The sequence below is a fragment of the Hyphobacterium sp. SN044 genome, from assembly GCF_021864465.1.
Classification (GTDB): Bacteria; Pseudomonadota; Alphaproteobacteria; order Caulobacterales; family Maricaulaceae; genus Hyphobacterium.
Map to the genome: position 1 here is coordinate 103533 of NZ_JAKKUV010000003.1, position 22398 is coordinate 125930.

The following is a 22398-nucleotide window of genomic DNA, read 5'->3' on the forward strand; positions in this document are numbered from 1 at the left end:
ACTGCTTTGTCTGAATTCGACTACGACCTCTTCGTCATCGGGGCGGGCAGCGGCGGTGTGCGCGCGGCGCGCATGTCGGCCATTAAGGGCGCGAAAGTGGCCATCGCCGAGGAATACTGGGTCGGCGGAACCTGCGTCGTGCGCGGCTGTGTCCCGAAGAAATTCCTCGTCTACGCCAGTGCCTACGGGAAGGGCTTCACCGCCGCCAAGGGCTATGGCTGGACGGCGAAAGACGTTTCCTTCGACTGGAAGACGCTGATCGATGCGGTCCATGACGAGGTGTCGCGCCTGTCGGGCATCTACTGGAAGAATCTGTCCAACAGCGGTGTGGAGATCATCGAGGACCGGGCGGTGTTCGAGGATGCGAACACGATCCGCCTGGTGAAATCCGACACGACCATCACGGCGAAGCACATCCTGATCGCGGTCGGCGGCACGCCGGCGCGGCTCGACATTCCGGGTGACGATCTGGCGATCACGTCGAATGAAGCCTTCCACCTCGAGAAACTGCCCAAGCATGTCGTGATCAATGGCGGCGGCTATATCGCGTGCGAATTCGCCCAGATATTTGCCGGTCTCGGTAGTGAGGTCTGCCTCGTCTATCGCGGCGACACGGTGCTGCGCGGATTCGACGACGACATCCGCGCCCACATCCACGAAGAGCTGAAGAAGTTCGGCGTCCGGGTCATCACCCATGCCAATACGGTGAAGATCGAGGACAAGGGCGACGGCATGAAAACCGTCCACCTCGACACCGGTGACACGATCGACGCGGACGTTGTGATGCATGCGGTCGGCCGGGTGGCCAAGACCGAAGGGCTTAACCTCGAGGCGGCGGGTGTCGAGACGCGCGAGAACGGATCGGTGAAGGTCGACGAATACTCGAAGACCACTGCCGACCACATCTATGCCGTCGGTGACGTGACCGACCGGATCCAGCTGACCCCGGTGGCGATCCGCGAGGGCGCGGCCTTTGCCGAGACCGTGTTCGGCAACAATCCCACCGCCTTCGATCACGCCGATGTCGCCAGCGCAGTCTTCACCCAGCCGCCCGTCGGGGCGGTCGGCCTGACCGAGCACCAGGCGCGGCAAAAGTACGGGAAGATCGATATCTACAAATCGGTCTTCCGGCCGATGAAGAACGTCCTGTCGGGCAGCGACAGCCGGATGATCATCAAGCTTGTCGTGAAGGCGGACGACCAGCGCGTGGTCGGCGTCCACATGGCCGGCGATGACGCGCCGGAGATCATCCAGGCCGCCGCGATCGCGGTGAAGGCCGGGCTGACGAAGGGACAATTCGACGCAACCTGCGCTGTTCACCCCACGGTCGCGGAAGAAATGGTAACCTTGCGCGAGAAGTGGACCCCGCCCGAACTTGGAGCGAGTTGACGTGACAGCCTGGATACCTGCCTCCTGGCGTTCCCGCCCGGCGCATCAATTGCCGGACTATCCCGATGCGGATGCGCTGACGCGCGTCGAGGCAGAGCTGTCCGCGCGCCCGCCGCTGGTGTTTGCCGGCGAGGCACGGCGGCTGAAGCGACAGTTGGCCGAAGTGGCCGCCGGACGCGCCTTCCTCCTGCAGGGCGGGGATTGCGCCGAGAGCTTCAAGGAGTTTTCCGCCGACGGCGTGCGCGACACCTTCCGGGTGCTGCTGCAGATGGCGGTAGTCCTGACCTTCGCGGCGTCGCGCCCGGTGGTGAAGGTCGGCCGGATCGCCGGCCAGTTCACCAAGCCGCGCTCCAGCGGGACCGAGGTGAAGGACGGCATTGAGCTCCCCAGCTATCGCGGCGACAGCGTCAACGACATGGCGTTCGACGGCGCGGCGCGCGTGCCGGACCCGGCGCGCCTGATCAAGGCCTATGACCAGTCTGCCTCGACGCTGAACCTCCTGCGGGCCTTCGCCTCGGGCGGCTATGCCGACCTCAACAACGTCCACCAGTGGACACTGGAATTCGTCAAGGACAGCCCCGCCACCGAGCGTTACTCGGAGATGGCGGAGCGGATTTCCGAAGCGCTCGATTTCATGCGCGCCTGCGGCGTGTCCGGCGATGCGGCGCGGAGCCTTGAAGGCGTCGATTTCTACACCAGCCACGAGGCACTGCACCTGCCGTTCGAGGAGGCGCTGACGCGCCGCGACCCGGCGACGGGCCAGTGGCTCGCCAGTTCCGCGCACATGCTGTGGATCGGCGAACGGACGCGCCAGCCCGACGGGGCGCATGTCGAATTCATGCGCGGCATCTCCAACCCGATCGGGATGAAGTGCGGCCCGACGATGGAGCCGGACGAGCTTCTGACTTTGATCGACACGCTGAACCCGTCGAATGATCCGGGGCGGCTTGTCCTGATCACGCGTATGGGTGCGGACAAGGTGCGCGACCGTCTGCCGGCGCTGGTCCGTGCGGTCGAACGCGAAGGCCGCAGCGTCGTGTGGTCGTGCGACCCGATGCACGGCAATACTGTGAAGACCCAGAGCGGCTACAAGACTCGCGATTTCGACCGCATCGTGATGGAGCTGGAAGGCTTCATGGACGCGGTGTCGGGCGAGGGCGGCTATCCCGGCGGGGTTCACTTCGAACTGACGGGCCGGAATGTCACCGAATGCGTCGGTGGTGCGCGTGCGGTGACCGAAGCGGATCTGTCTTCGCGCTATCACACGCATTGCGATCCGCGTCTGAATGCCGACCAGGCGATCGACATGGCCTTCCGCATCGCCGAGGCGATGAAGCGGGCGCGCCGCGCGCGATCCGAAGACGCGGCCTGACGCTTTCCCGAAACGGCAAAGAAAAACGCCGCCCCGTTGAGGGCGGCGTTTTCAATTCAACGATCCGTCTGGAGGATCAGATGTCCTTCAGCGAAGCCGCCGGGCGGAAAGCCGCCGACGTCTTGGCCTTCGACATCATGGTCTCACCCGTGCGCGGGTTGCGGACCTGACGGGCATCGCGGTGCTTGGCGTAGAAGGTGCCGAAGCCGGCCAGCTGGACGCTGTCCTTCTTTTTCACGGCGCCGACGATGGCGTTGACGGTCGCGTCGACGGCGTCAGAGGCTTGCGACTTGGACAGGCCAGTGGCGTCGGCAACCGCTTTCGCGAGATCGGATTTGTTCATGGTCAGGGACTCCCCCAAGTGATTGATGGCTGCGCTTCAACCGGACGTTCCCGGGTGAAACGCGATTCCGTTCTACGTGCGCATTGAGGACGGGGGAGGGCTGTATGGCAAGGCGTTTGGGCCGTTCAACCGCATGAATCCGTGCTTTTTTGGTGAAAAACCGCTCAATCGAGGGTTCGGCGTGGTTATTGCGGAGTAAACGGAATGATGTTCCGCGCTGAAACACAGCCCCGCCGCCGGTCCTGGATGCCGGCGATTCGCGCCCTGATCGTGGCGATTCCCGCCGCGATGGCGGTTTACTACGGCCTGCAATGGGTGGGAGCGGCAGCGCCATGGCCGGAACTGGCGGGGGCCATCGCCGGCGGATTTCTGGTCGGCAGGCTTAGCCGCCGTTGATCCGGATCGCGGCGTAGGTGAATCCGATGATCGCCATCACCGCGCCGCCGACGAAGACCAGCAGGATCGTGACGATCGAAAACAGGGCGCCTTTGAGAAGCGCGCCTGTGCGTGTCGTGGCCAGGATGCCCGGCGCGCCGCGGTAGAACGTGAACCCGTACAAAAGCGCGATGATCGGGATCGACCAGTTCAGCCATTCGAGATGACCGGATCCGGCGGTCACGACGAGCAGAAGCAGTCCGACGACCGAGGCGACGGACAGGATTGCGAAGGTGATATTGATCCGCGTCGTCCAGTGAAGCGACTTGTTGAACGCCCCGATCAGAAATGCCGAGAGCCCGGTCATGCCACCCACGATCACGGCATGCAGCAGGTTCGCCACGTCACCATAGTGACCGGCGATCTCCTCGATCGAACCGCCGAACGCGGATTCGAGCATGGCGATCGTCGAGGCATCACCGGCTTGCCATTGCGACAGGATCAGGCCGCCATAGCCGCCCCAGACCACCGAAAAGAGGACCTGAAGACCGATAATGCCCAGCCAGATCCTGAGGCTCGGTGTGTAGGTCTCGCGGTCGCGCTCGGCATAGGCCTGGAAGACGGCGCGCGGCTTCACGAAAAGGGCGTAAATCGTCCGGAAACTGCGGAAGTTGAAGCCGAGGATATCTTCGATGAAGTCCTCGGTGTCCTCGTTCCGCGGTTTCGGACTGGTTGTCACAGCTTGACCAGCATCTTGCCGAGGTTCTCGCCCCGGAACAGCCCAAGGAAGGCGTCCGGCATGGAGGCGATTCCCTCGCGGACCGTTTCGCGGGTCTGGACCTTCCCGGCCATCATCCACTGCGACAGGTCGGTCATGAAACTGCCCATCAGGTCCATGTGGTCGGTCACGATAAAGCCCTGGATGCGCAGCGACTTGGCGACGATGTTGGCGAGATTGTCCGGCAGCGGCTGGGCGCTGGCATCGTTGTAGCGCTGGATCATGCCGCAGGCGGCGATGCGGCCCTTCGGCTTCAGCACTTCCATGGCCGCAGTCCAGTGCGTGCCGCCGACATTCTCGAAATAGGCATCAACGCCGCCACTCGCGGCTTCGCGGACCGCCTTGGCCAGGTTGCCGGCCTCCTTGTAGTCGACCACGGCGTCGGCGCCGATTTCTCGGCAGAAATCGCACTTTTCCTTGCCGCCGGCGGTCGCGACGACTTTCGCGCCCATCGCCTTGGCGAACTGGATACCGGCCGAACCGACCGCGCCGGCGCCGGCCGACATCCACAGCGTCTCGCCTTCCTTCAGGTCGATGACGCGCTTGATACCGACATAGGCGGTCATGCCGGTCAGGCCGGCGATGTGGAGATAGGCCTGCGGCGGCAGGAGGCTGGTGTCGATCTTCTGCAGGCCCTTGCCGTCGCTGACATAGGCTTCGCGCCAGCCCTGCATCGACAACACCCAATCACCCTTGGCGAATTTCGGATTGTTGCTTTCGACGACTTCGCCGACCGCGCCGCCTTCCATGGCCTGCCCGATCTGGAACGGGTCGACATAGGTGCGGATCCCGCTCATCCGGCCGCGCATATAGGGGTCGACCGACAGCCAGCGGTTCTGGACCAGGACCTGGCCGTCCTTTGGCGCGGCGATATCGACCTCGGCGAGTTCGAAATTGTCCGGGCCGGGTTCACCCTTGGGATATGCGGTCAGATGGATTTCACGGGATTTCATGAGGAAGATCTCTCAGCAGCAATCTGGAACAGGTCGATCAGTGAGGTGTCGTGGAAGATGCGCAGCGTCATTTCGGCAATCGCGTACTGGCCAAGCCCGACGATCAGGATGGTCACCGGCAAAAGCAGGAAGATGCCGAGCGTCTTGAAGACGACCCCCGGGATCGTCGTGGCATAATGGGTCGAGAACACGCGGGCCGTGGCAATGAAATAGACGGTCAGTCCGATCACCATCGAAACCACGTACCAGGTGAGGAAGTCGCCGAACACCGACAGGGCGAGGATCGGCAGCATGACCAGGTAGGACGCATTGGTCGTCAGCAGATAGGTCAGCAGATGGCCGTAGAATGAGCGCTTCGGCCGGTAGGCCTTGAACACGAGGAGATAGGGCAGGGCGGCAAGCACCGTCAGAAGCGTGATGGTGAGGCTGGCGGCGCGTTCCAGACTCTGATCGACCGTCGCCTGGTCCAGACCTTCCCGTTCAAGCCAGATCAGAACGTCCTGACCGCCTTCGGGGCTTTGATCCATGAAGATCTCGGTCGTGATGGCGGTCGGCACACCGACAAAGGCCATGATGGCGAACTGCATGCCGAACAGAACGAGGAACATCCGGATGATCGGAATGTAGCGTTCGCGGTCGCCTTCATAGGCAGCCTGCAGAACGCGCGGCGTATGCACGACCGTGTCCCAGATCGTGCGGAAAATCCGCGTATCGACGCCGATCACGGCGTCGGCGACATCGTCTGCGTCGGCGCGCGTCGGCCGTGTGTCGTCGGGTCTGTTCGAATCCGCCATGGAAATCCCTCGCCGCGCGTAATCCTAGGCGCAATGTGCTACGGGGCAAGCCTGCCAGATTGCGCAACAATGATTGATGCAGGCGGTTATTGTGTGGAGGCTGGCCGCATGCGAGGTGCGCTCCACGATGAATAGCAAACCCACATCCCTGAAAGCCGGTGTTTTCGGTGCCGGCGTGTTCGGCGGCCACCATGCCCGCAAATATGCGGCGTCGGACCGGGCGGAGCTCATTGGCGTCTACGACATCAGCCGCGACCGGGCTGAAGCGCTCGCCGCCGATCTGGGCGTTACGGCGTTCGACAGCGCGGAAGCCCTCATCGAAGCCTGCGAAGCGGTGACCGTCGCCAACCCCGCCATCGCCCACTACGACAGCGCGAAGCTGGCGCTCGAAGCCGGCTGTCACGTCCTGTGCGAGAAGCCGCTGGCCGATACCGCGGTGCGCGGACGGGAATTGATCGTGCTCGCCGAAGCGCAGGGGCGTGTGCTGCAGGTCGGGCATCAGGAACGCTTCGTGTTCAAGGCGATGGGCCTGTTCGACATCAACGAGGTGCCGCTGCGCGTGACTGCGCGGCGCATGGGCGTGCCCTCAACGCGCAATCTGGACGTCTCGGTGACGGTCGATCTGATGATCCACGATCTCGATCTGGCGATTGCACTCGCGCATTCGCCGCTCGACCGCATGGAGGCCGAGGCCAGGATCGTGAAGAATGACTCCGCCGATGTGGCGCATGCTGTTCTCACCTTCGCCAATGGCTATGTCGCCGAGCTTACGTCCAGCCGCGTTGCCGACGCGCTCGACCGGGTGATGCGGATCGAATACCGCTCCGGCGTCCTGGAGATCGACTTCGTGAAGAAGACATTCTCCAATACGACCGGCTTCCCGCTCGACCCCAATTTCGGCGAGAACCCGCAGGCCAAGGATTCGCTCGGCGCGAATGTGAACGCCTTCCTCGCCTCCGTGCTGGATGGCGCTCCCGTGGCGGTTCCGGCGGAAGCCGGGCTGGCTGCGCTTCAGGTGGCACGGGATATCGACCGGCTCGCGGTTGCCTGAAACCGCCCCCGGGTCTAAAGGCGCGCGCATGACGACGACGCTCCGCATTGCTTCGGCCCAGCTCAACCCGACCGTCGGTGACGTGGCGGGCAATCTGGAACTGGTGCGCGAATACCGCCGGATGGCGGGCGATGCCGGCGCGGACCTGGTGGTCTTTCCCGAACTGATGCTGATCGGCTATCCGCCCGAAGACCTCGTCCTGAAGCCTGCGGCCGTTCGCGCCTGCGCCGAAGCCCTCGACGATCTGGCGGCGGACCCGGGACCAGCGATCCTCGTCGGTGTGCCGTGGGATGATGACGGCGCGCTGCGCAATGCCGTCGCGCTGATCGACGCGGGCAAGGTGCAGGCGCTTCGTTTCAAGCGCGAACTGCCGAACTATGCGGTGTTCGACGAGAAGCGCGTCTTCGAATCCGGCCCGCTGCCCGAACCGGTCGACTGGCGCGGCGTGAAGCTGGGCCTGCCGATCTGCGAGGATATCTGGTTCGAGCATGCGCCCCGCGCGCTGGCCGAAAAGGGTGCCGAGCTCTTTATCTCGATCAATGGCTCGCCCTGGCGGCGCACGATCGAGGCGGACCGCAGGCGCGCCTTTTCGCGCTGGGGCGATCTGAAAATTCCGCTGATCTTCGTCAACCAGGTCGGCGGCCAGGACGAGTTGGTGTTCGACGGGGCCTCCTTCAGCTGGGATGCCTCCGGCAACGAGGTCCAGCGCCTGAAAGGCTTCGACACCGATCTATCGATCGCCAATTGGGAAAAGGGCGAGGACGGCTGGGTCTGCACGCACGCCGAACGCGCCGATGTGGTGTGCGGGCTTGAAGCGGACTGGCAGGCGATGCGCCTGGCGCTCGCCGATTATGTGAACAAGAACGGCTTTCCCGGCGTGGTGCTGGGCATGTCGGGCGGGATCGACAGCGCGATTTCCGCCGCCATCGCGACCGATGCGCTCGGTCCCGACCGGGTCTGGGCGGTGATGATGCCGTCGAAATATACCTCGCAGGACAGTTTCGATGATGCGAAGGCCTGCGCCGAGGCCCTCGGCGTGCGCTATGACATCATAGATGTCGAACCGGCGATCGCCGCCTTCGGCGCGATGCTGGGGCCGGTTTTCGAAGGCCGGGACGCGGATGCGACGGAGGAGAATATCCAATCGCGCGTGCGCGGCGTGACGCTGATGGCGCTGTCAAACAAGTTCGGGCCGATGGTGCTGTCGACCGGCAACAAGTCGGAGATGGCTGTGGGTTACGCCACGCTCTATGGCGACATGAATGGCGGCTACAACGCGCTGAAGGACGTCTACAAGACCGAGGTCTACGCGCTGGCGCGCTGGCGCAACGACCGCAATGCACCGGTGGGGTTCGGCCCGGCGGGCGAGGTGATCCCGGAACGGATCATCACCAAGGCGCCGAGCGCGGAACTTAAGCCGGATCAGACCGACCAGGACACGCTGCCCGACTACGACGTGCTCGATGCGATGCTGGAATGCCTCGTGGAGCAGGAAGGCGATCCGGCGGCGCTCGTCGAGGCCGGACATGACGCCGCCACTGTCGCGCGGATCGAAAACATGCTCTATCGCGCCGAGTACAAGCGCCGTCAGGCGCCGCCGGGCGTGAAGATCGGGCCGAAGAATTTCGGCCGCGACCGGCGCTATCCCATTACCAACAAGTTCCGCGCCAGCAAGACAAAGCTCTAGAATCCATGTCCGCCAAAGTCCGTTTCGCCCCGAGCCCGACCGGCAAGCTGCATGTCGGCAATATCCGCACCGCGCTGACCAACTTCCTCTACGCGAAGGGGCAGGGCGGTCAGTTCGTGCTGCGGATCGACGATACGGACCTGGAGCGCTCCACGAAGGAATACGAGGACGGGATCAAGGCCGATCTCGACTGGCTGGGCCTTCATTGGGACGAGACGTTCAAGCAGTCCGAGCGTTTCGAGCGCTATAACGCCGTCGCGGACGATCTGCGTGAAAAGGGCCTGCTCTATCCCTGTTACGAGACCGAGGACGAGCTCGACCGGAAGCGCAAGCTGCAGCGCGCGCAGGGCAAGCCGCCGGTGTATGACCGCGCCGCGCTGGACCTGACCGATGCGCAGAAGGCGGCCTATGAGGCCGAGGGCCGCAAGCCGCACTGGCGCTTCAAGCTGTCCGGCCGGACCGTGACGTGGAACGACCTGGTGCGCGGCGAGACGCCGATCGATACGGCGTCGCTGTCCGACCCGATCCTGATCCGCGAGGACGGCAGCTATCTCTACACCTTGCCAAGCGTCATCGACGACATCGACAGCGGCATCACCGCGATCATCCGCGGCGAGGATCACGTCACCAATTCCGGTGCCCAGATCGAGATTTTCGAAGCCATTGCCGGTGCCTCGCCGCAGCTGGGTCATCACCCGCTTCTGGTCGGTCCCGATGGCGGCAAGCTGTCCAAGCGTCTCGGCACGCTGTCGATCTCGGGTCTCCGCGAGGAAGGTATCGAGGCGATGACCATCCTGTCGCTGCTGGCGAAGATCGGTACGTCCGATCCGGTCGAGCCGCGCCTGGAGATCGCCCGCCTGATCGAGGAATTCGACCTGGCGAAATTCTCCCGCGCGCCGGCCCGCTTCGATCCGGAAGAACTGAAGCGCCTCAATGCCCGCCTGCTGCACGAAACGCCGTATGAGAGCGTCCTTCCGCGCCTGCAGGCACTGGGGGCCGATGCCGGTCCGGAATTCTGGGACGCCGCGCGGCCAAACCTCAACCGGCTGGAAGACGCCGTCGATGTCCTGAAGATCGTCGAAGGTCCGGTCACCCCGGTCGTCGAGGAGGCGGACCGCGACTATATCGCCGCGGCGGCCGAAGCCCTGCCGGCAGGCGAGCTGGATGCCGGCTCGTGGTCGGCCTGGACGTCGGACCTGAAGGCGAAGACTGGCCGCAAGGGCCGCGAACTGTTCATGCCGCTGCGTCTGGCGCTGACCGGCGACCGGCACGGCCCGGAAATGGACAAGATGATCGTCCTGATCGGCCGCGAGCGGGTTCTGGAGCGGCTGAAGGGCTGATTGTCCGTTTGCGCCGCTTCAGGTGATGAATCGGGAATCCGGGATTCCTGAATCCTTTGAATCGGTTGGGCGATGGTCCTGGAATTCGGATTCGCCCGCTTCACATCCTGATTCAACCGATTGGCCGGACTTCACAATCCGATTCAACCCGGTGGTTCAGATTCTGATTCAACCCGGCCCTTGAGGCTCACAATCTGATTCAAGTCCGGGCTACGTACGGCGCAATTCGAAGCTCGAATAATTGAATCAATTCATAGTGCTGCGGTGAAAACCGGAATCAGAAATTCACCTTCTCGCTGCTTACGAATTCGCCCTCGCCCCTGTTCAGGGCGTCCATCAGATGACGAACAGCCTTTTCCGGGTCGCTCTCGACCAGAACGCCCTCGGAAAAACCCTGCGGCGTGAAGCCCTCGTCCTCGGTCTTGCGCATCAGCTTGAACAGCGGGTCCCAGAAACCGTCGACATTGAGGAAAGCGACCGGCTTCTTCTGCAGGCCGAGCCGGTTTCGCGACAGGACGTCGAAGATTTCCTCGAGCGTGCCGACGCCGCCCGGCAGAATCAGGAAGCCGTCGGATTCCGCGATCAGGATGTTCTTGCGCGAGGACATCGTGGTGACGATCCGGGTCTCGGCTTTTTCCAGCAGGCCTTCCCGAGAGATCATGAATTCGGGAATCACGCCGAGCACGGGACCGCCTGCATCGAGCGCCGCCATGGCCGAGGCTGCCATCAGGCCGACATCGCCGCCGCCATACACCAGACGCGCGCCCTTGCGTGCAATTGCTTCTCCCGCCTTGCGGGCATTGGCGGCATAGGCGGGGCTGACGCCAGAGGCGGACCCGCAAAACACACCGATGGACCAAATTTTCGCCATTTCGATCAGGCCTTACATATTAGGTTGCGTGATCATCCTATCGGGTGAAGCTTCACGATGGAAAACCGCTTCGTCAGTCGTATGCTCAACGGCAGACTTCAAGGAGGCCTTCATGTCCGCCACACGCTCGATTATCATCGCCGCCGCGCTCGGGACGCTGGCCGCGGGCGTGGCGACGGTCTTCATCCTGACGCGCGTCCCGTCCCAGGATGACGCGACCGGTCCGGGCAACCAGACCGCGCAGACGCAGAGCGGCTCCGGCGACGAGATCGCCATGGTCGCACCTCCCAGCTTCGACGTCGTCCGGGTCGATCCGCGCGGCACGGCCGTGATCGCGGGCCGCGGCGAACCCGGGGCGACAGTCTCGGTGCTGGCGGATGGCGAATCGATTGCGAACATCGCCGTGAACGAGCAGGGCGAGTGGGTGTTGATCGTCGAGGAACCGCTGCCGACCGGTTCGGTCGAGCTTGGCCTTCTGATGACGACACCCTCGGGCCAGGAAATCCGTTCCGAACAGATCGTCGTGGTATCGATCCCGGAATCGCGCGCCGAGACGCCGCTGGTCGTGCTGGGCCGCCCCGGCGAAGCCAGCCGCGTACTGCAAGGACCGTTCGAAGGGCTCGAAACCGGCCCGCTGGCACTGGAGACCGTCGATTATGACGATGCCGGCGGCGTCATCTTCTCCGGCCGCGCGGAACCGGGCAGCCGCGTCCGGGTGATCGCCAATGGCGCGACGGTGGGTGACACGGCAGTCGGTCAGGACGGCCGCTGGACGGTCCGCGCCGGCGATGCACTGGCCCCCGGCGTCTACGATCTGCAGGTCGACATGATCCGGCCTGACGGCACGGTCGCGGCCGTGATCGTTCTGCCGTTCGAACGTGTCGCGCCGGAAGCCCTCAATCTCGGCGAAGGCAGTGTCATCGTTCAGCCGGGCAACAGCCTGTGGCGGATTGCCCGCCGTATCTATGGCGAAGGCATACAGTACACCGTGATCTACGAGGCCAATGCCGACCAGATCCGTGACCCGGACGTGATCTACCCCGGACAGGTTTTTTCCACGCCGCCGCAGGGTGATGGCGGACCGGAAACCGACACGCAGGACGGTGAGTGATCTGGCGCAAGGCCGGCCGGCGTCCTATCTGACGCCCAATGTCTGATACCGAACCGGCGAATACCGCCACTGGCGGGCTGGGTCCCGCCATGTCCCGCCTCGTGTCGCTGCTGACTTCGCCTGAGATGGCGCGGTGGCGGCCGCGCATGGCGTTTGCGCTGGTCCTGACCATTGTCTCGAAATTCTTTGCCGTCGGTGCGCCCGTTGCCTTCGGTGAAGGTGTCAACGCGATCACCGAACACGCGGCGGGCGTGACGGCGATGGCCTTTATCGCCGCCTTTCTGCTCTATGCCGGGGCGCGGTTCGCCAGTGTCGGGGCGCCGCAATGGCGCGACGCGATCTTCGCGCCGGTCAGCCAGGACGCGCAGCGCCTGATTGCCGTGCGCGCTTTCGGCCATGTCCAGCGCCTGTCGCTGAATTTCCACCAGACCAAGCGGACCGGGGCGCTGAACCGGATCATCGACCGCGGTGCGCAGGCGATCGACTTCCTGCTGCGTTTCCTGGTGTTCAATATCGGCCCGACGGTAATCGAGCTTTTGCTGGCTGCGGCGGTGATGGGTGTGGCCTATGGCTGGGAGTTCCCGGTCATCGCGGTGATCACGGTTGCGCTCTATGCCGCCGCAACCTTCTCGGTCACGGAATGGCGAGTGCGGCTGCGCCGGGAAATGAACGACGCCGACAACGAGGCGAGCGCCCGCGCTGTCGATGCGCTGATGAATTTCGAGACGGTCAAAAGCTTCGGCGCGGAAGCTCGCGAGACGGGCCGGTACGACGAGTCGATGCAGCGCTATGCCGACGCGGCCGCGAAATCCCAGAGTTCGCTGGCCCTGCTGAACGGGCTGCAGGCGCTCGTCATGAATCTGGGCCTTCTGGCGATGGCACTTGTCGCGGGCTGGAAGGCCTGGACCGGCGTGCTCCAGGCCGGCGATGTGGCTGCCGTCACCCTGATCCTGATGAATATCTACCAGCCACTGAACATTCTCGGTTGGGCCTACCGCGAAATCAAACAGTCCGCCGTCGACATGGAGCGGCTCTACGACACGCTCGACCTCCAGCCCGACGTGGCCGACGCAGACAACGCGCAGCCCTTGCAGGTGAAGGGCGGCGACGTGGCGTTCGAGAACGTCCATTTCAGTCATGCCGGCCGCGACCGCTCGGTCGACGGGGTCAGTTTCGAGATTCCGGCGGGCAGTTTCGTCGGCGTATGCGGGCCGTCCGGAGCCGGCAAATCGACCATCCTGAAGCTGCTCTTCCGCTTCTACGATCCGGCCGAGGGTGCGATCCGGATCGACGGGCAGGACCTGAAGTCAGTCACGCAGGATTCCATACGCGGCGCGCTCGGCCTGGTGCCCCAGGAAGTGGTCCTGTTCAACGACACGCTGCGGATGAATGTGCTCTACGGCGACCCGTCCGCTGACGAAGCGGCCATCTGGGACGCGCTCGACCGGGCGCATCTGGGCGCCTTCGTGCGCACCCTGCCGGACGGGCTCGACACGATGGTGGGCGAGCGCGGACTGAAACTGTCGGGCGGCGAGAAGCAACGCGTCGGCGTGGCGCGGGCCATCCTGAAGAATCCCGCCATCCTGGTGCTCGACGAGGCAACCTCAGCCCTCGATTCCGAGACCGAGCGCGAGGTCCAGCTGGCGCTCAACGAAGCTGCCAAGGGCCGGACGACGATCGCGGTGGCGCACCGCCTGTCGACGATTGCAGGTGCGGACCGGATCCTTGTCATGGACAAGGGCCGGATCGCCGAGACCGGCACGCATGCCGAGCTGATCGCGCAGGGCGGGATCTATGCCGGCATGTGGAAGCGCCAGATCGAGGCCGGTGAGCGCTATTCCAGCGCGACCGTAGTCACCTCGTCCGAGACGATGGTGACGGGCACTTCACCTCCACGCGCGACGACCCGGTAATCTCCCGTCGGCAAGGTGATCGGGTCGCTACCGGTTACGCCCGTCGCGATGGTCACGCCGTCCTCATCGAGAACCTCAAACCATGTCGCGACCGCGCGGGTCATCGCTTCGCCCAGTCCTTCCGCGTCGGCGGCGCTGAAATAGCGGCCTCCGCCAGCGGTGGCCCAGCTTTCGAAGGTTCGCTCCAGGTCGGCGTCATCAATTGCAAAACCCACGATGTTGACGCGGACGCCCCGCACAACATTGCGCAGCGCCTGGATGGCGGCGGCCGGATCGCCATCGCAGGTCTCCTCGCCATCGGTCAGGACGATCAATACGCGTTGACCGGTAATGCCCTCGAGGTCTGACGGGACTCGTCGGATGGAATCGGCAATCGGTGTGCGGGCCAAATTCATTGCATTGATGCCATCGATGGCGGCCGCCGCAGCGGACGGATCGAGCGGGCCGAGGGGGATTTCAAGATCGGTGCGGCAGGAGTCTGATTCCCTGTGTCCGAAGACGCGCAGGGCAAAGCCGGTGCCTTCCGGGATGGTGTCGGTGACCAGTTCGGTCAGGGTGGCTTTCGCAATCGCGATGCGGCGCTCGCCGCCGAGCCGCTGCAGCATTGAGCCGGACGCGTCGAGGATGATCTCGACGGCATCGCCCGAACCGAGCGCGACGCGGGCCTGCGTGACCACCAGCTGTCCCGGCGGGTTCGGGGCGGGGACGACGGTCAGCGGTTCGCGGTCCATCTCCTGACCGTTCCGGCTCTCATAGACCAGCGTGTAGTCGCCGACCTCGCCGGGGGCTTCGATCTCGACAGTGTCAATCATCGGATCGATGTAGGAATAGTCGTATTCTCTGCCGTCCGGACCGGCGACAAAGATGCGGTCGCCGCTGTTTCCATTGCCGTCCCAATACACGTTGAAGCGAAGCCCGGCCCAGGCTTCGCCCGGCCCGTCGATCTCGACGCTGGCCGCGACAATCTCGATCGGCGCACGGCCTATGATGCCGCCATTCGAGAAATAGATGACATCGAATTCGCCAAGGATTTCAGCGGCGGTCAGGGTGACACTGCCTTCGGTCCCGTCGACATAGACATAGCTGCCGAGATCGCTGCGGCGGTTGCCGTCGCGGTCGGCAAAGGTGATGAGGTCGCCTGAATTGGCCGGACCTTCGAAAGCGACTTCGAACATGCCGCCGGCATGGATGCTGGAGAGGGCATCGAGCGTGGCGGTCACGCTGCCGACGGTAATGGGGTGACGGGCCAGGATGGTGGACCCCGTGACATAGACGATGTCGTAGTCGCCAGCGCCGGCGGGGGCGCGCAGATTGCGGCTGCCCTCGGTATCGGCGCCGACGTAGAAATAGCTGGTGCCGCGGACCAGTTCGCCGCCGCGTTCCGCCCAGGTGATGTTGTCGGAGCGGCTCGCCGGACCGGTCCAGCTGAGCTCGAAGTCCTCGCCGGCTGCAGCGGTGTCCGGAGCGCTCAGGCTCGCTTCGGCCATCATGACGGTGAGCGGCGAGGTCGCCCGGTCCTCGTTTCCGATCGACAGGACGAGGAGATAGCCGCCCGGGGCTTCGGGCGCTTCGATCGTCTGGGGATTGTTCTGGGTGTAGGCATAGCTGGCGCGGCGGCCGCCCGCCTCGGGCCGGATTTCGAGGATCCCGCTCTCGCCTTCGGGCGCGGTCCAGCTGACCTCAACCCCTTGACGGATATGCGCCTCTGACGGTGCGTCGAGCGCGTAGTCCTGCGCGAATGCGACAGGTGCAGCGGCGAATACCGCAGCAATGAAAACAGCCCGCATGGCGATCTCCCCTATTCCCTTTTCTGGAGAATAGGGGAGGTGCCGGGTGTGCCCTAACGTATTCTAATACACTTGAATTTCAGGTTGCCCTTCAACCACTTCGCCGATCACACAAGCCGCATCGTGGCCATGGCGACGGAAGGTTTCGAGGACGGCATCGACCCCCGCAGGCGCAACGGAGACCAGAAGCCCGCCGCTGGTCTGCGGGTCGGTCAGAAGGTCACGTTCATGGTCCGGCAGGTCTGCGGGGAGGCTGACGAAGCTGGACACCGCTTTCCAGTTCCGGCCCGAGGCCCCTGTTTTCACGCCTTTTTCAGCCAGTGCCCGCGCGCCATCGAAGACGGGCAGGGCGGCGCGATCGATCCGGGCGGCGACGCCGCTGGCGGCGCAGATTTCCTTCAGATGGCCCAGCAGGCCGAAGCCCGTGACGTCGGTCAGGGCGTGGACAGAGTCCAGCTCGGCCAGGTCCGGGCCGGGCGTGTTCAGCCGCGTGGTGGAGTCCACCATCTCCTTGTAATCACTGTCGGAAAGCAGGCCGCGTTTCATCGCGGCGGAATAGACGCCGATGCCGAGCGGCTTGCCGAGGACGAGGATATCGCCCGGTTTCGCCATCGCATTGGTGCGGATTTTTTCCGGTGCGGCCAGTCCCAGTGCGACGAGTCCATAGAAGGGTTCGGCGCAGTCGATGGAATGGCCACCCGCGATCGGTGCACCGGCGGTTTCCGCAACGTTTTGACCGCCTTCGAGTATACGCCTGATCTGATCGGCGGGGATGACATCGACCGGCATGCCGAGCAGAGCGAGGCAGAAGATCGGCTTCGCGCCCATGGCATAGACGTCGGAAAGCGCATTGGTTGCGGCGATCCGTCCGAATTCGAACGGGTCGTCGACGACCGGCGCGAAGAAGTCCGTGGTCGCGACCAGCGCGGATTTCCCGTCGATCACCCAGACCGCGGCATCGTCCCGCGTCGAGGCATCGACCAGCAGATTTGCGGGGACAAGCGCCTTCGCACCGGATGTGCCCAGCAACCCGTCCAGCACCGCCGGATCGAGCTTGCAGCCGCAGCCGCCGCCGCGGGCGAGCGAGGTGAGGCGGGGTGGGGATATCGGGTCGGTCATGGGATCACCGTTTGGCGGGCGCGACGGCGCGGCCGGGCTTTGCTATTGAGCGCGCATGGGCCGCTACCAGCACACCGAAGACCTGTCGCCGCAAGGGCTTCAATCCTTTTCCGCCATCATAGATGTGCGCTCCCCGGCTGAATACGCCGAGGACCATCTGCCCGGGGCGATCAATCTCCCGGTCCTCGATGACGGGGAAAGGGCGGAGATCGGGACGATCTACAAACAGGTTTCGCCCTTCGAGGCGCGGCGGCTCGGCGCGGCAATGGTCTCGCGCAACATTGCCCGGCACCTCGAAACCGCGCTGGCCGGCTATCCCCGCGAATTCCGGCCGCTGATCTATTGCTGGCGCGGGGGGATGCGCTCGCGCTCGATGGCGCTTGTCCTCCAGGATGTCGGCTGGCAGTCGACCGTCGTGAAGGGGGGATATCGTCACTGGCGCCAGCAGGTGACGGCTGCATTATCGGATGATGATCGCGATCTTTTCCGCATCATCATCATCGACGGCCAGACCGGCAGCGCGAAGACGCAAGTGCTTCAGGCGATGAGAAAAAAGGGCGCGCAGGCGCTCGATCTGGAAGATCTCGCGAAACATCGTGGTTCGATCTTCGGTGATCTTCCTCATCGTCCCCAACCGAGTCAGAAGCGGTTCGAGTCGCTCCTGTGGGAAAAATTGCGGGATATGGACCCGGATATCCCCGTCTTCGTCGAGGCGGAATCCTCCCGGCTCGGAAACCGGACCATTCCGGTCCGCCTCTGGAATTCGATGAAGGCGGCGCCGCGGATCGTGGTTGCGGCTCCGGCTGCGGTGCGCGCCCGGCATCTGCTCGCGACCTATCCGGACATTGCGGAGAATCGCGATCGCCTGATGGCGGCGATCGACGGGCTCGCGCCCTTCCACCCGAAAACCGACATCGCGCAGTGGCGGGCGTGGGCCGAGGCCGCTGACTTCGAACCGCTCGCCGTCGCCTTGATCGAGGCGCATTACGACCCGGCCTATGACCGGGCGCGTGAGCGCCACGGCCAGGCGCTGATGGCGACGGTCGAGACCGAGCTTCTCGATGCTGCCGCGATCGACGCGCTGGCGGAGCGGGTAATGGCGGCCGGGCGCTGACCTTCGCCTCAGGAGGCGATCTCGATCATCACCTCGTTGCGGCGGAAGGGTGTCGGGACCCAGGGCGGGTCGTAGCGCGCATAGACAGGTTCGCCGACGATTTCGTAGCCCTCACGCGCGAGGAAATCGGTCAGCTCGCCGGTCATCTCCTCGAAGCGGGCCATGTCCGGCCCGCCGGAAAAGCGGATCGCGGCCATGCGGCGCGCCGGCATCTCGCTCAGCGTGACCCGCGGATCGTCGGGCACGGGCAGGCTCTCCATCGTCCATTCCGGCGGCATGACGAAGGCGACTCGCCATTGTCCGCCCTCGCCGCGGGTTTGCGTCACGGGCGTGGTCATGGCGATCTCTTCCGACCGGGTCTGGATGACCGGCGAGGTCATCGCGATCTCGTCGCTGCCCTGCGACTGGCGGCTGGTATTCGCGCCGAAGATATAGCCGGCGAGCGGGCGGAAACCCGAATTGCCCGCCCCGGCCATCGAGCCGGAAACCTCCACCTCGGCGAGGATCATCGGCGCATAGTCGCGGATCTCGATCGGACCTTCGGTGCGGACCACGGTGTGCGGCGGCTCGTCGGCGGCGCGCGCCTCGGAGAACGGGACGAAGGCGGTGAGGGCGGCGGCGAGGGCAAGCGGTCTGACGAAGGGCATGGCGCGGTCTCCTGAACTGAGGAGGTATACGCAAGCGAAGGCCCGCCGGATGTGCGGGCACGGCGGATCGCACAAAGGCAATCGTTCGTTTCCGCCGCATCCGGCTGATTTCGTGCTAGTTTGCCGCCGGGACTTCCAATCACGCACCCAGGAAGCAGAAATGCGTTACGCCATATTGATTTGCGCCTTCTCATTCATTGCCGCGTCAGAGGCATCGGCCCGGTCACAGGATGCGGACGGATGGACCTATCTGGAGTGCAACTGGACGCGCACGGCGTATCAGGATGTCGACGGTGAACGGTCGACTGCGGACGAATTGAGCGGGCGTGTCATCCTCGCCTTCAATGAACGCGCGGTGCATTTTTTCATGCTCGATAACCGTCAATGGTCGCCGGATCTATGCTCACCCCGCACCGCCGATGACACGGCGCGTTGCCTGATCGAAGCGACGGGCGTCCGCGCGGAATGGACGACGCAGGACTGGGCGGAGAGCCGCTACCTCACCGAAATCGATCTGGCGTCGATGCGGTATTCCCATGCGTGGGACTATGCCGACAGTGCGGCCTTCAGCGGGGGCATGCGCTGGGCCGGACCGTGTACGCCCACGACCGACCCCACTCCGGACGAGTGAGCCGCGACATCATCGTGTTGGAAAATGGCTCCCCGGGCCGGACTCGAACCAGCGACCGATCGGTTAACAGCCGATTGCTCTACCAACTGAGCTACCGGGGAACACGGATCCCGAAGCGGCAGCGCGCTCGGGAGCGGGGGCTATAGCAGAGGTAAAAACCGCCTGCCAAGCCTCAAATCACACTTGGCGGCGCAGGCTTGCCCGCAAAGAAAAACGGGGACCCTGAAAAGGGCCCCCGGAAAGGCATTGGGTGGATGGTGGGGTGTCTTCACGAGAAGACACTGGTAAATTGCCCATTAAGGGTAAACATGGCGTTAACGCCCTCCGGGAAATCGGGAAAAGGATTCACCGGTGTTGACGCATCCTTACCTTCAGGGAGGCCAAACCCATGGCAAGACTCGCGAATTACACCGAATTCTGGCCGCACTATCTGCGTGAGCATGCGCGGCCGGCGACGCGCACCTATCACTATATCGGCTCGGTCATTGCGATCGGCGCGCTGATTTTCGCGCTGGCGACGCAGACCTGGTGGGCGCTGATTCTGGTGCCGGTCTCGGGCTATTTCTTCGCCTGGATGAGCCACGCCTTTGTGGAGCGCAACAAGCCGGCGACCTTCACGCATCCCCTGTGGTCGCTGATCAGCGACTACCGCATGCTGTGGTGCGCGATCACCGGGACGCTGCCCGAGGAACTCAAGAAAGCCGGCGTCACGCCGTCCGCCGAGGCGGAAGCGACTCACTCGTCCTGAGGAAGGGGTGGGGTTGGAGGCTCCGCCCGGAATCGAACCGGGGTACAAGGATTTGCAGTCCTCTGCGTCACCACTCCGCCACGGAGCCACCGATGCGGGAGGCGTGTTCTAACGGACGCCGCGCGGCGCTGCAATGCGTCCCCGCATAGCAGCGGACGGAGAGGTTGCGGGCGCGTTCCCGCGGGGTATACAAGCGCCTCGCATTCATTCTTGCGGAGGGCTGAGGCCGTGAACGAATTCGAGCGCGAACGCCGCATGATGGTGGACGGTCAGATCCGCACCGCCGACGTGACGAACCGCCGCCTTCAGGCCGCGCTGCTTACCGTGCCGCGCGAAATCTTCCTGCCGCGCGCCAAGCACGCCCAGGCCTATGCCGACGCCGAGGTGGAGTTTGCGCCGGGCCGCTGGATGATGCGTCCCCGCGATTTCGCGAAACTTGTTCACGCCGCCGACGTGCAGCCCTCCGACCTGGTGCTCGATCTCGCCTGCGGGCGCGGTTATTCCTCCGCCATCCTGTCACGCATGGGCGAGACCGTCGTGGCGATGGAATCGGACGGCGAGATGGTGTCGAAGGCCGAAGAGGCGCTATCGAAGGCCGGGGCCGACAATGTCGCGGTGATCGAGGGCGATCTGAAAACCGGCTCGCAGTCGCAGGGTCCGTTCGACGTGATTTTCGTCAACGGCGCGGTGGAAGAGGTGCCGCGGGCCTGGCTCGACCAGCTGGCCGATGGCGGGCGTCTGGCCGTGGTGGTGCGCAAGGGACCGATCGGGAAGGCGACGATCTTCATCCGCTCCGGTCTGGGCGTCGGCGAGCGCGTCGTGTTCGACTGCACGCCGCACATCCTGCCGGGCTTCGAGCGCGAGGCCGGCTTCGTCTTCTGATCGCTTTCCCCGTGGGAGTGCGACAAAAAGGTGAACGCCGTTCACTTTTTGGCGACGGAGTCCTATATCACCGACGTTTAATGTGTGCGGCCGGTCGCAATCTGCGATAACGGTGTTGGTAGGAATTAGCGGGCGGACGATTTCGATGGGTCTCAAGACTTTCCTGACAGCCGGGGCGATGGCCCTCTCTCTGGCCGGTATTGCCGGTGCGCAGACGCTCGAGGAAACCCTCGCGCTGGCCTATCAGACCAATCCGACGCTGCAGGCGGAGCGGGCCCGCGTCCGCGCCAGTGGCGAAGCGGTCACCCAGGCGCGCGCCGCCTGGCTGCCGAGCATTTCTGCCAGCGCGAGCATCTCCAACACGCGCAATGAAAGCTCCGGCGGCTTCTTCAACCAATCGAACACCGTGACGCCGAAATCCTATCAGATCACGGCCAGCCAGGCGATCTGGCGGTCGGGCCAGATCACGGGCGGGATCGACCAGGCGCAGGCCAACGCCCTGGCCTCTCTGGAAGGGCTGCGCGCGATCGAACAATCGATTCTGTTCGATGCGGCGAACGCCTTCATGAATGTCCGCCGCGACGAGACCATCGTCGACATCCGCCGCAACAATGTCGAGGTCCTGAGCGCGCAGCTGCGCGCCGCCGAGGACCGGTTCGAAGTCGGCGAGATCACCCGCACCGACGTCGCACAGGCCGAGGCGCGCCTGTCGGCCTCGCGCGCCCAGCTGACGGCCGCGCAGGCACAGCTGGCTGCCAGCCGCTCGTCCTATACCCGGCTTGTGGGGCAGGCGCCCGCGACGCTGAGCGAGCCGCCGTCCCTGCCCAGCCTGCCCGAAACGATCGACGAGGCGGAAAGCATCGCGCTCGATTTCTCGCCAACCCTGCGCGCCGCGGCCTTCTCCGAGGAAGCCGCACTGGCAAATGTCCGCGTGGCCCAGGGGGCGATGGGGCCGTCCGTGTCGCTGAGCGGGAATGCCTCGCGCAGCCACGACAGCACCTTCGCCGGCGACGAATCGACCCGCTATTCGCTCGGCGCAACGGTCTCCATGCCGATCTTCACCGGCGGTCTGAACCAGTCGCGTGTGCGCCAGGCCAATTACACAGCCGATGCCGCCCGCCAGCAGGTCGCGGTGTCGCGCCGCCAGACGCTGGAGAATGTTTCCAACGCCTACAACAACCTTCTCGCCGCGCAGTCGGTGATCGTGTCGAGCCGCGAAGCGGTCCGCGCGAACGAGATCGCGCTGGACGGTGTGCAGCAGGAAGCCCAGGTCGGTCTGCGTACGACGCTCGACGTGCTGAATGCCGAACAGGAATTGCTGAACGCCCGCCTGACGCTGGTGTCGGCGGAGCGCGACGCCTATGTCGCGGGCCTTGCCCTGCTTCAGGCGATGGGCCTTCTGACAGCGGAAACGCTTGATCTGCCGGTCGAAACATCCGACCCGCTGGCCGAGCGTCCGCAGGCTAACTTTGACTTAACGCCGTGGAATTAGC

21 protein-coding genes and 2 tRNA genes are annotated in these 22398 nt (G+C 64.5%); 13 read left to right on the top strand and 10 right to left on the bottom strand.

The window, feature by feature from the left end:
• Nucleotides 1–6 precede the first annotated feature (6 nt).
• Nucleotides 7–1389, top strand: a complete 1383-nt coding sequence (gene gor, locus L5876_RS05745; protein ID WP_236955167.1) for a glutathione-disulfide reductase — start codon at nucleotides 7–9, stop codon at nucleotides 1387–1389.
• Between the two features lies 1 nt (nucleotide 1390).
• Complete coding sequence (locus L5876_RS05750) at nucleotides 1391–2761, top strand: class II 3-deoxy-7-phosphoheptulonate synthase (protein WP_236955168.1); 1371 nt, start codon at nucleotides 1391–1393, stop codon at nucleotides 2759–2761.
• A gap of 76 nt (nucleotides 2762–2837) precedes the next feature.
• Here the strand turns inward: L5876_RS05750 and L5876_RS05755 are convergent, their stop codons facing one another.
• Entirely contained in the window at nucleotides 2838–3104 is a 267-nt protein-coding gene (locus L5876_RS05755; RefSeq protein ID WP_039718716.1) for an HU family DNA-binding protein, read from the bottom strand.
• 204 nt (nucleotides 3105–3308) lie between these two features.
• Between L5876_RS05755 and L5876_RS05760 the strand changes: the two genes are divergently transcribed.
• Entirely contained in the window at nucleotides 3309–3500 is a 192-nt protein-coding gene (locus tag L5876_RS05760) for a hypothetical protein (protein WP_236955169.1), read from the top strand.
• On the opposite strand, the gene L5876_RS05765 is transcribed toward L5876_RS05760, so the two are convergent.
• Genes L5876_RS05765 through L5876_RS05775 form a run of 3 tightly spaced genes read right to left on the bottom strand, consistent with a single transcriptional unit; the run spans nucleotide 3487 to nucleotide 6004 of the window.
• Complete coding sequence (locus tag L5876_RS05765; protein ID WP_236955170.1) at nucleotides 3487–4218, bottom strand: DUF3667 domain-containing protein; 732 nt, start codon at nucleotides 4216–4218, stop codon at nucleotides 3487–3489. The genes L5876_RS05760 and L5876_RS05765 overlap by 14 nt on opposite strands.
• Nucleotides 4215–5210 (bottom strand): NADP-dependent oxidoreductase, encoded by a 996-nt coding sequence (locus L5876_RS05770; RefSeq protein ID WP_236955171.1) that lies wholly within the window; start codon nucleotides 5208–5210, stop codon nucleotides 4215–4217. The genes L5876_RS05765 and L5876_RS05770 overlap by 4 nt, the downstream gene beginning before the upstream one ends.
• The gene (locus L5876_RS05775) at nucleotides 5207–6004 is read right to left on the bottom strand and encodes a DUF3667 domain-containing protein (RefSeq protein ID WP_236955172.1); all 798 of its coding nucleotides are present in this window, start codon (nucleotides 6002–6004) and stop codon (nucleotides 5207–5209) included. Before L5876_RS05775 ends, L5876_RS05770 begins: the two co-directional genes overlap by 4 nt.
• Nucleotides 6005–6131: 127 nt before the next feature.
• Here L5876_RS05775 and L5876_RS05780 point away from each other — a divergent pair, with 127 nt between their 5' ends.
• From L5876_RS05780 to gltX, 3 genes are read left to right on the top strand one after another with little or no spacing between them, the layout of a single operon-like run.
• Nucleotides 6132–7055: a Gfo/Idh/MocA family protein gene (locus tag L5876_RS05780; RefSeq protein ID WP_236955173.1), complete on the top strand. Its 924-nt coding sequence runs from the start codon at nucleotides 6132–6134 to the stop codon at nucleotides 7053–7055.
• Nucleotides 7056–7083: 28 nt separating this feature from the next.
• Nucleotides 7084–8742 carry an NAD+ synthase gene (locus L5876_RS05785; protein ID WP_236955174.1) on the top strand — a complete coding sequence of 553 codons (1659 nt, stop codon included), beginning with the start codon at nucleotides 7084–7086 and terminating at the stop codon, nucleotides 8740–8742.
• A 5-nt stretch (nucleotides 8743–8747) separates the two neighbouring features.
• A complete protein-coding gene (gene gltX, locus L5876_RS05790; RefSeq protein WP_236955175.1) occupies nucleotides 8748–10082 on the top strand; it encodes a glutamate--tRNA ligase in 1335 nt (444 codons plus the stop codon).
• Nucleotides 10083–10359: 277 nt separating this feature from the next.
• On the opposite strand, the gene L5876_RS05795 is transcribed toward gltX, so the two are convergent.
• Nucleotides 10360–10953, bottom strand: a complete 594-nt coding sequence (locus L5876_RS05795; RefSeq protein WP_236955176.1) for a TIGR00730 family Rossman fold protein — start codon at nucleotides 10951–10953, stop codon at nucleotides 10360–10362.
• Nucleotides 10954–11065: 112 nt separating this feature from the next.
• Here L5876_RS05795 and L5876_RS05800 point away from each other — a divergent pair, with 112 nt between their 5' ends.
• Nucleotides 11066–12064: an Ig-like domain-containing protein gene (locus tag L5876_RS05800; protein WP_236955177.1), complete on the top strand. Its 999-nt coding sequence runs from the start codon at nucleotides 11066–11068 to the stop codon at nucleotides 12062–12064.
• 38 nt (nucleotides 12065–12102) lie between these two features.
• A complete protein-coding gene (locus L5876_RS05805; RefSeq protein ID WP_236955178.1) occupies nucleotides 12103–13977 on the top strand; it encodes an ABC transporter ATP-binding protein/permease in 1875 nt (624 codons plus the stop codon).
• Here the strand turns inward: L5876_RS05805 and L5876_RS05810 are convergent.
• Together L5876_RS05810 and selD are read right to left on the bottom strand one after the other, a co-directional pair.
• On the bottom strand, nucleotides 13899–15764 hold the full coding sequence (locus L5876_RS05810; RefSeq protein ID WP_236955179.1) for a VWA domain-containing protein: 1866 nt from the start codon (nucleotides 15762–15764) through the stop codon (nucleotides 13899–13901). The genes L5876_RS05805 and L5876_RS05810 overlap by 79 nt on opposite strands.
• A 63-nt stretch (nucleotides 15765–15827) precedes the next feature.
• Nucleotides 15828–16883, bottom strand: a complete 1056-nt coding sequence (selD, locus tag L5876_RS05815) for a selenide, water dikinase SelD (RefSeq protein ID WP_236955180.1) — start codon at nucleotides 16881–16883, stop codon at nucleotides 15828–15830.
• A gap of 55 nt (nucleotides 16884–16938) precedes the next feature.
• Here selD and mnmH point away from each other — a divergent pair, with 55 nt between their 5' ends.
• The gene (gene mnmH / locus L5876_RS05820; protein WP_236955181.1) at nucleotides 16939–17997 is read left to right on the top strand and encodes a tRNA 2-selenouridine(34) synthase MnmH; all 1059 of its coding nucleotides are present in this window, start codon (nucleotides 16939–16941) and stop codon (nucleotides 17995–17997) included.
• 8 nt (nucleotides 17998–18005) lie between these two features.
• Here mnmH and L5876_RS05825 read toward each other — a convergent pair whose 3' ends face one another.
• On the bottom strand, nucleotides 18006–18644 hold the full coding sequence (locus tag L5876_RS05825; protein WP_236955182.1) for a heme-binding protein: 639 nt from the start codon (nucleotides 18642–18644) through the stop codon (nucleotides 18006–18008).
• A 160-nt stretch (nucleotides 18645–18804) separates the two neighbouring features.
• Here L5876_RS05825 and L5876_RS05830 point away from each other — a divergent pair, with 160 nt between their 5' ends.
• Nucleotides 18805–19275 (top strand): hypothetical protein, encoded by a 471-nt coding sequence (locus tag L5876_RS05830; RefSeq protein WP_236955183.1) that lies wholly within the window; start codon nucleotides 18805–18807, stop codon nucleotides 19273–19275.
• 25 nt (nucleotides 19276–19300) lie between these two features.
• On the opposite strand, the gene L5876_RS05835 is transcribed toward L5876_RS05830, so the two are convergent.
• Nucleotides 19301–19376, bottom strand: a tRNA-Asn gene (locus L5876_RS05835).
• 287 nt (nucleotides 19377–19663) lie between these two features.
• Between L5876_RS05835 and L5876_RS05840 the strand changes: the two genes are divergently transcribed.
• Complete coding sequence (locus L5876_RS05840; protein WP_236955184.1) at nucleotides 19664–20023, top strand: DUF962 domain-containing protein; 360 nt, start codon at nucleotides 19664–19666, stop codon at nucleotides 20021–20023.
• Nucleotides 20024–20037: 14 nt separating this feature from the next.
• Here the strand turns inward: L5876_RS05840 and L5876_RS05845 are convergent.
• Nucleotides 20038–20111: transfer RNA gene (locus L5876_RS05845), tRNA-Cys, on the bottom strand.
• Nucleotides 20112–20251: 140 nt separating this feature from the next.
• On the opposite strand from L5876_RS05845, the gene L5876_RS05850 reads away from it, so the two are divergent.
• Together L5876_RS05850 and L5876_RS05855 are read left to right on the top strand one after the other, a co-directional pair.
• Nucleotides 20252–20905: a protein-L-isoaspartate O-methyltransferase gene (locus L5876_RS05850; protein WP_236955185.1), complete on the top strand. Its 654-nt coding sequence runs from the start codon at nucleotides 20252–20254 to the stop codon at nucleotides 20903–20905.
• Nucleotides 20906–21050: 145 nt separating this feature from the next.
• Complete coding sequence (locus L5876_RS05855) at nucleotides 21051–22397, top strand: TolC family outer membrane protein (protein WP_236955186.1); 1347 nt, start codon at nucleotides 21051–21053, stop codon at nucleotides 22395–22397.
• Nucleotide 22398: the final 1 nt, after the last annotated feature.

What these genes read in the sequence shown, in the direction of transcription:
- mnmH (WP_236955181.1), top strand. Translation starts at nt 16,939, where the DNA reads ATGGGCCGCTACCAGCACACCGAAGACCTGTCGCCGCAAGGGCTTCAA.
- L5876_RS05855 (WP_236955186.1), top strand. Translation starts at nt 21,051, where the DNA reads ATGGGTCTCAAGACTTTCCTGACAGCCGGGGCGATGGCCCTCTCTCTG.
- L5876_RS05775 (WP_236955172.1), bottom strand. Translation starts at nt 6,004, where the DNA reads ATGGCGGATTCGAACAGACCCGACGACACACGGCCGACGCGCGCCGAC.
- selD (WP_236955180.1), bottom strand. Translation starts at nt 16,883, where the DNA reads ATGACCGACCCGATATCCCCACCCCGCCTCACCTCGCTCGCCCGCGGC.
- L5876_RS05830 (WP_236955183.1), top strand. Translation starts at nt 18,805, where the DNA reads ATGCGTTACGCCATATTGATTTGCGCCTTCTCATTCATTGCCGCGTCA.
- L5876_RS05760 (WP_236955169.1), top strand. Translation starts at nt 3,309, where the DNA reads ATGATGTTCCGCGCTGAAACACAGCCCCGCCGCCGGTCCTGGATGCCG.
- L5876_RS05810 (WP_236955179.1), bottom strand. Translation starts at nt 15,764, where the DNA reads ATGCGGGCTGTTTTCATTGCTGCGGTATTCGCCGCTGCACCTGTCGCA.
- L5876_RS05785 (WP_236955174.1), top strand. Translation starts at nt 7,084, where the DNA reads ATGACGACGACGCTCCGCATTGCTTCGGCCCAGCTCAACCCGACCGTC.
- L5876_RS05800 (WP_236955177.1), top strand. Translation starts at nt 11,066, where the DNA reads ATGTCCGCCACACGCTCGATTATCATCGCCGCCGCGCTCGGGACGCTG.
- L5876_RS05770 (WP_236955171.1), bottom strand. Translation starts at nt 5,210, where the DNA reads ATGAAATCCCGTGAAATCCATCTGACCGCATATCCCAAGGGTGAACCC.
- L5876_RS05840 (WP_236955184.1), top strand. Translation starts at nt 19,664, where the DNA reads ATGGCAAGACTCGCGAATTACACCGAATTCTGGCCGCACTATCTGCGT.
- L5876_RS05805 (WP_236955178.1), top strand. Translation starts at nt 12,103, where the DNA reads ATGTCTGATACCGAACCGGCGAATACCGCCACTGGCGGGCTGGGTCCC.
- L5876_RS05780 (WP_236955173.1), top strand. Translation starts at nt 6,132, where the DNA reads ATGAATAGCAAACCCACATCCCTGAAAGCCGGTGTTTTCGGTGCCGGC.
- L5876_RS05795 (WP_236955176.1), bottom strand. Translation starts at nt 10,953, where the DNA reads ATGGCGAAAATTTGGTCCATCGGTGTGTTTTGCGGGTCCGCCTCTGGC.
- L5876_RS05825 (WP_236955182.1), bottom strand. Translation starts at nt 18,644, where the DNA reads ATGCCCTTCGTCAGACCGCTTGCCCTCGCCGCCGCCCTCACCGCCTTC.
- gltX (WP_236955175.1), top strand. Translation starts at nt 8,748, where the DNA reads ATGTCCGCCAAAGTCCGTTTCGCCCCGAGCCCGACCGGCAAGCTGCAT.
- L5876_RS05755 (WP_039718716.1), bottom strand. Translation starts at nt 3,104, where the DNA reads ATGAACAAATCCGATCTCGCGAAAGCGGTTGCCGACGCCACTGGCCTG.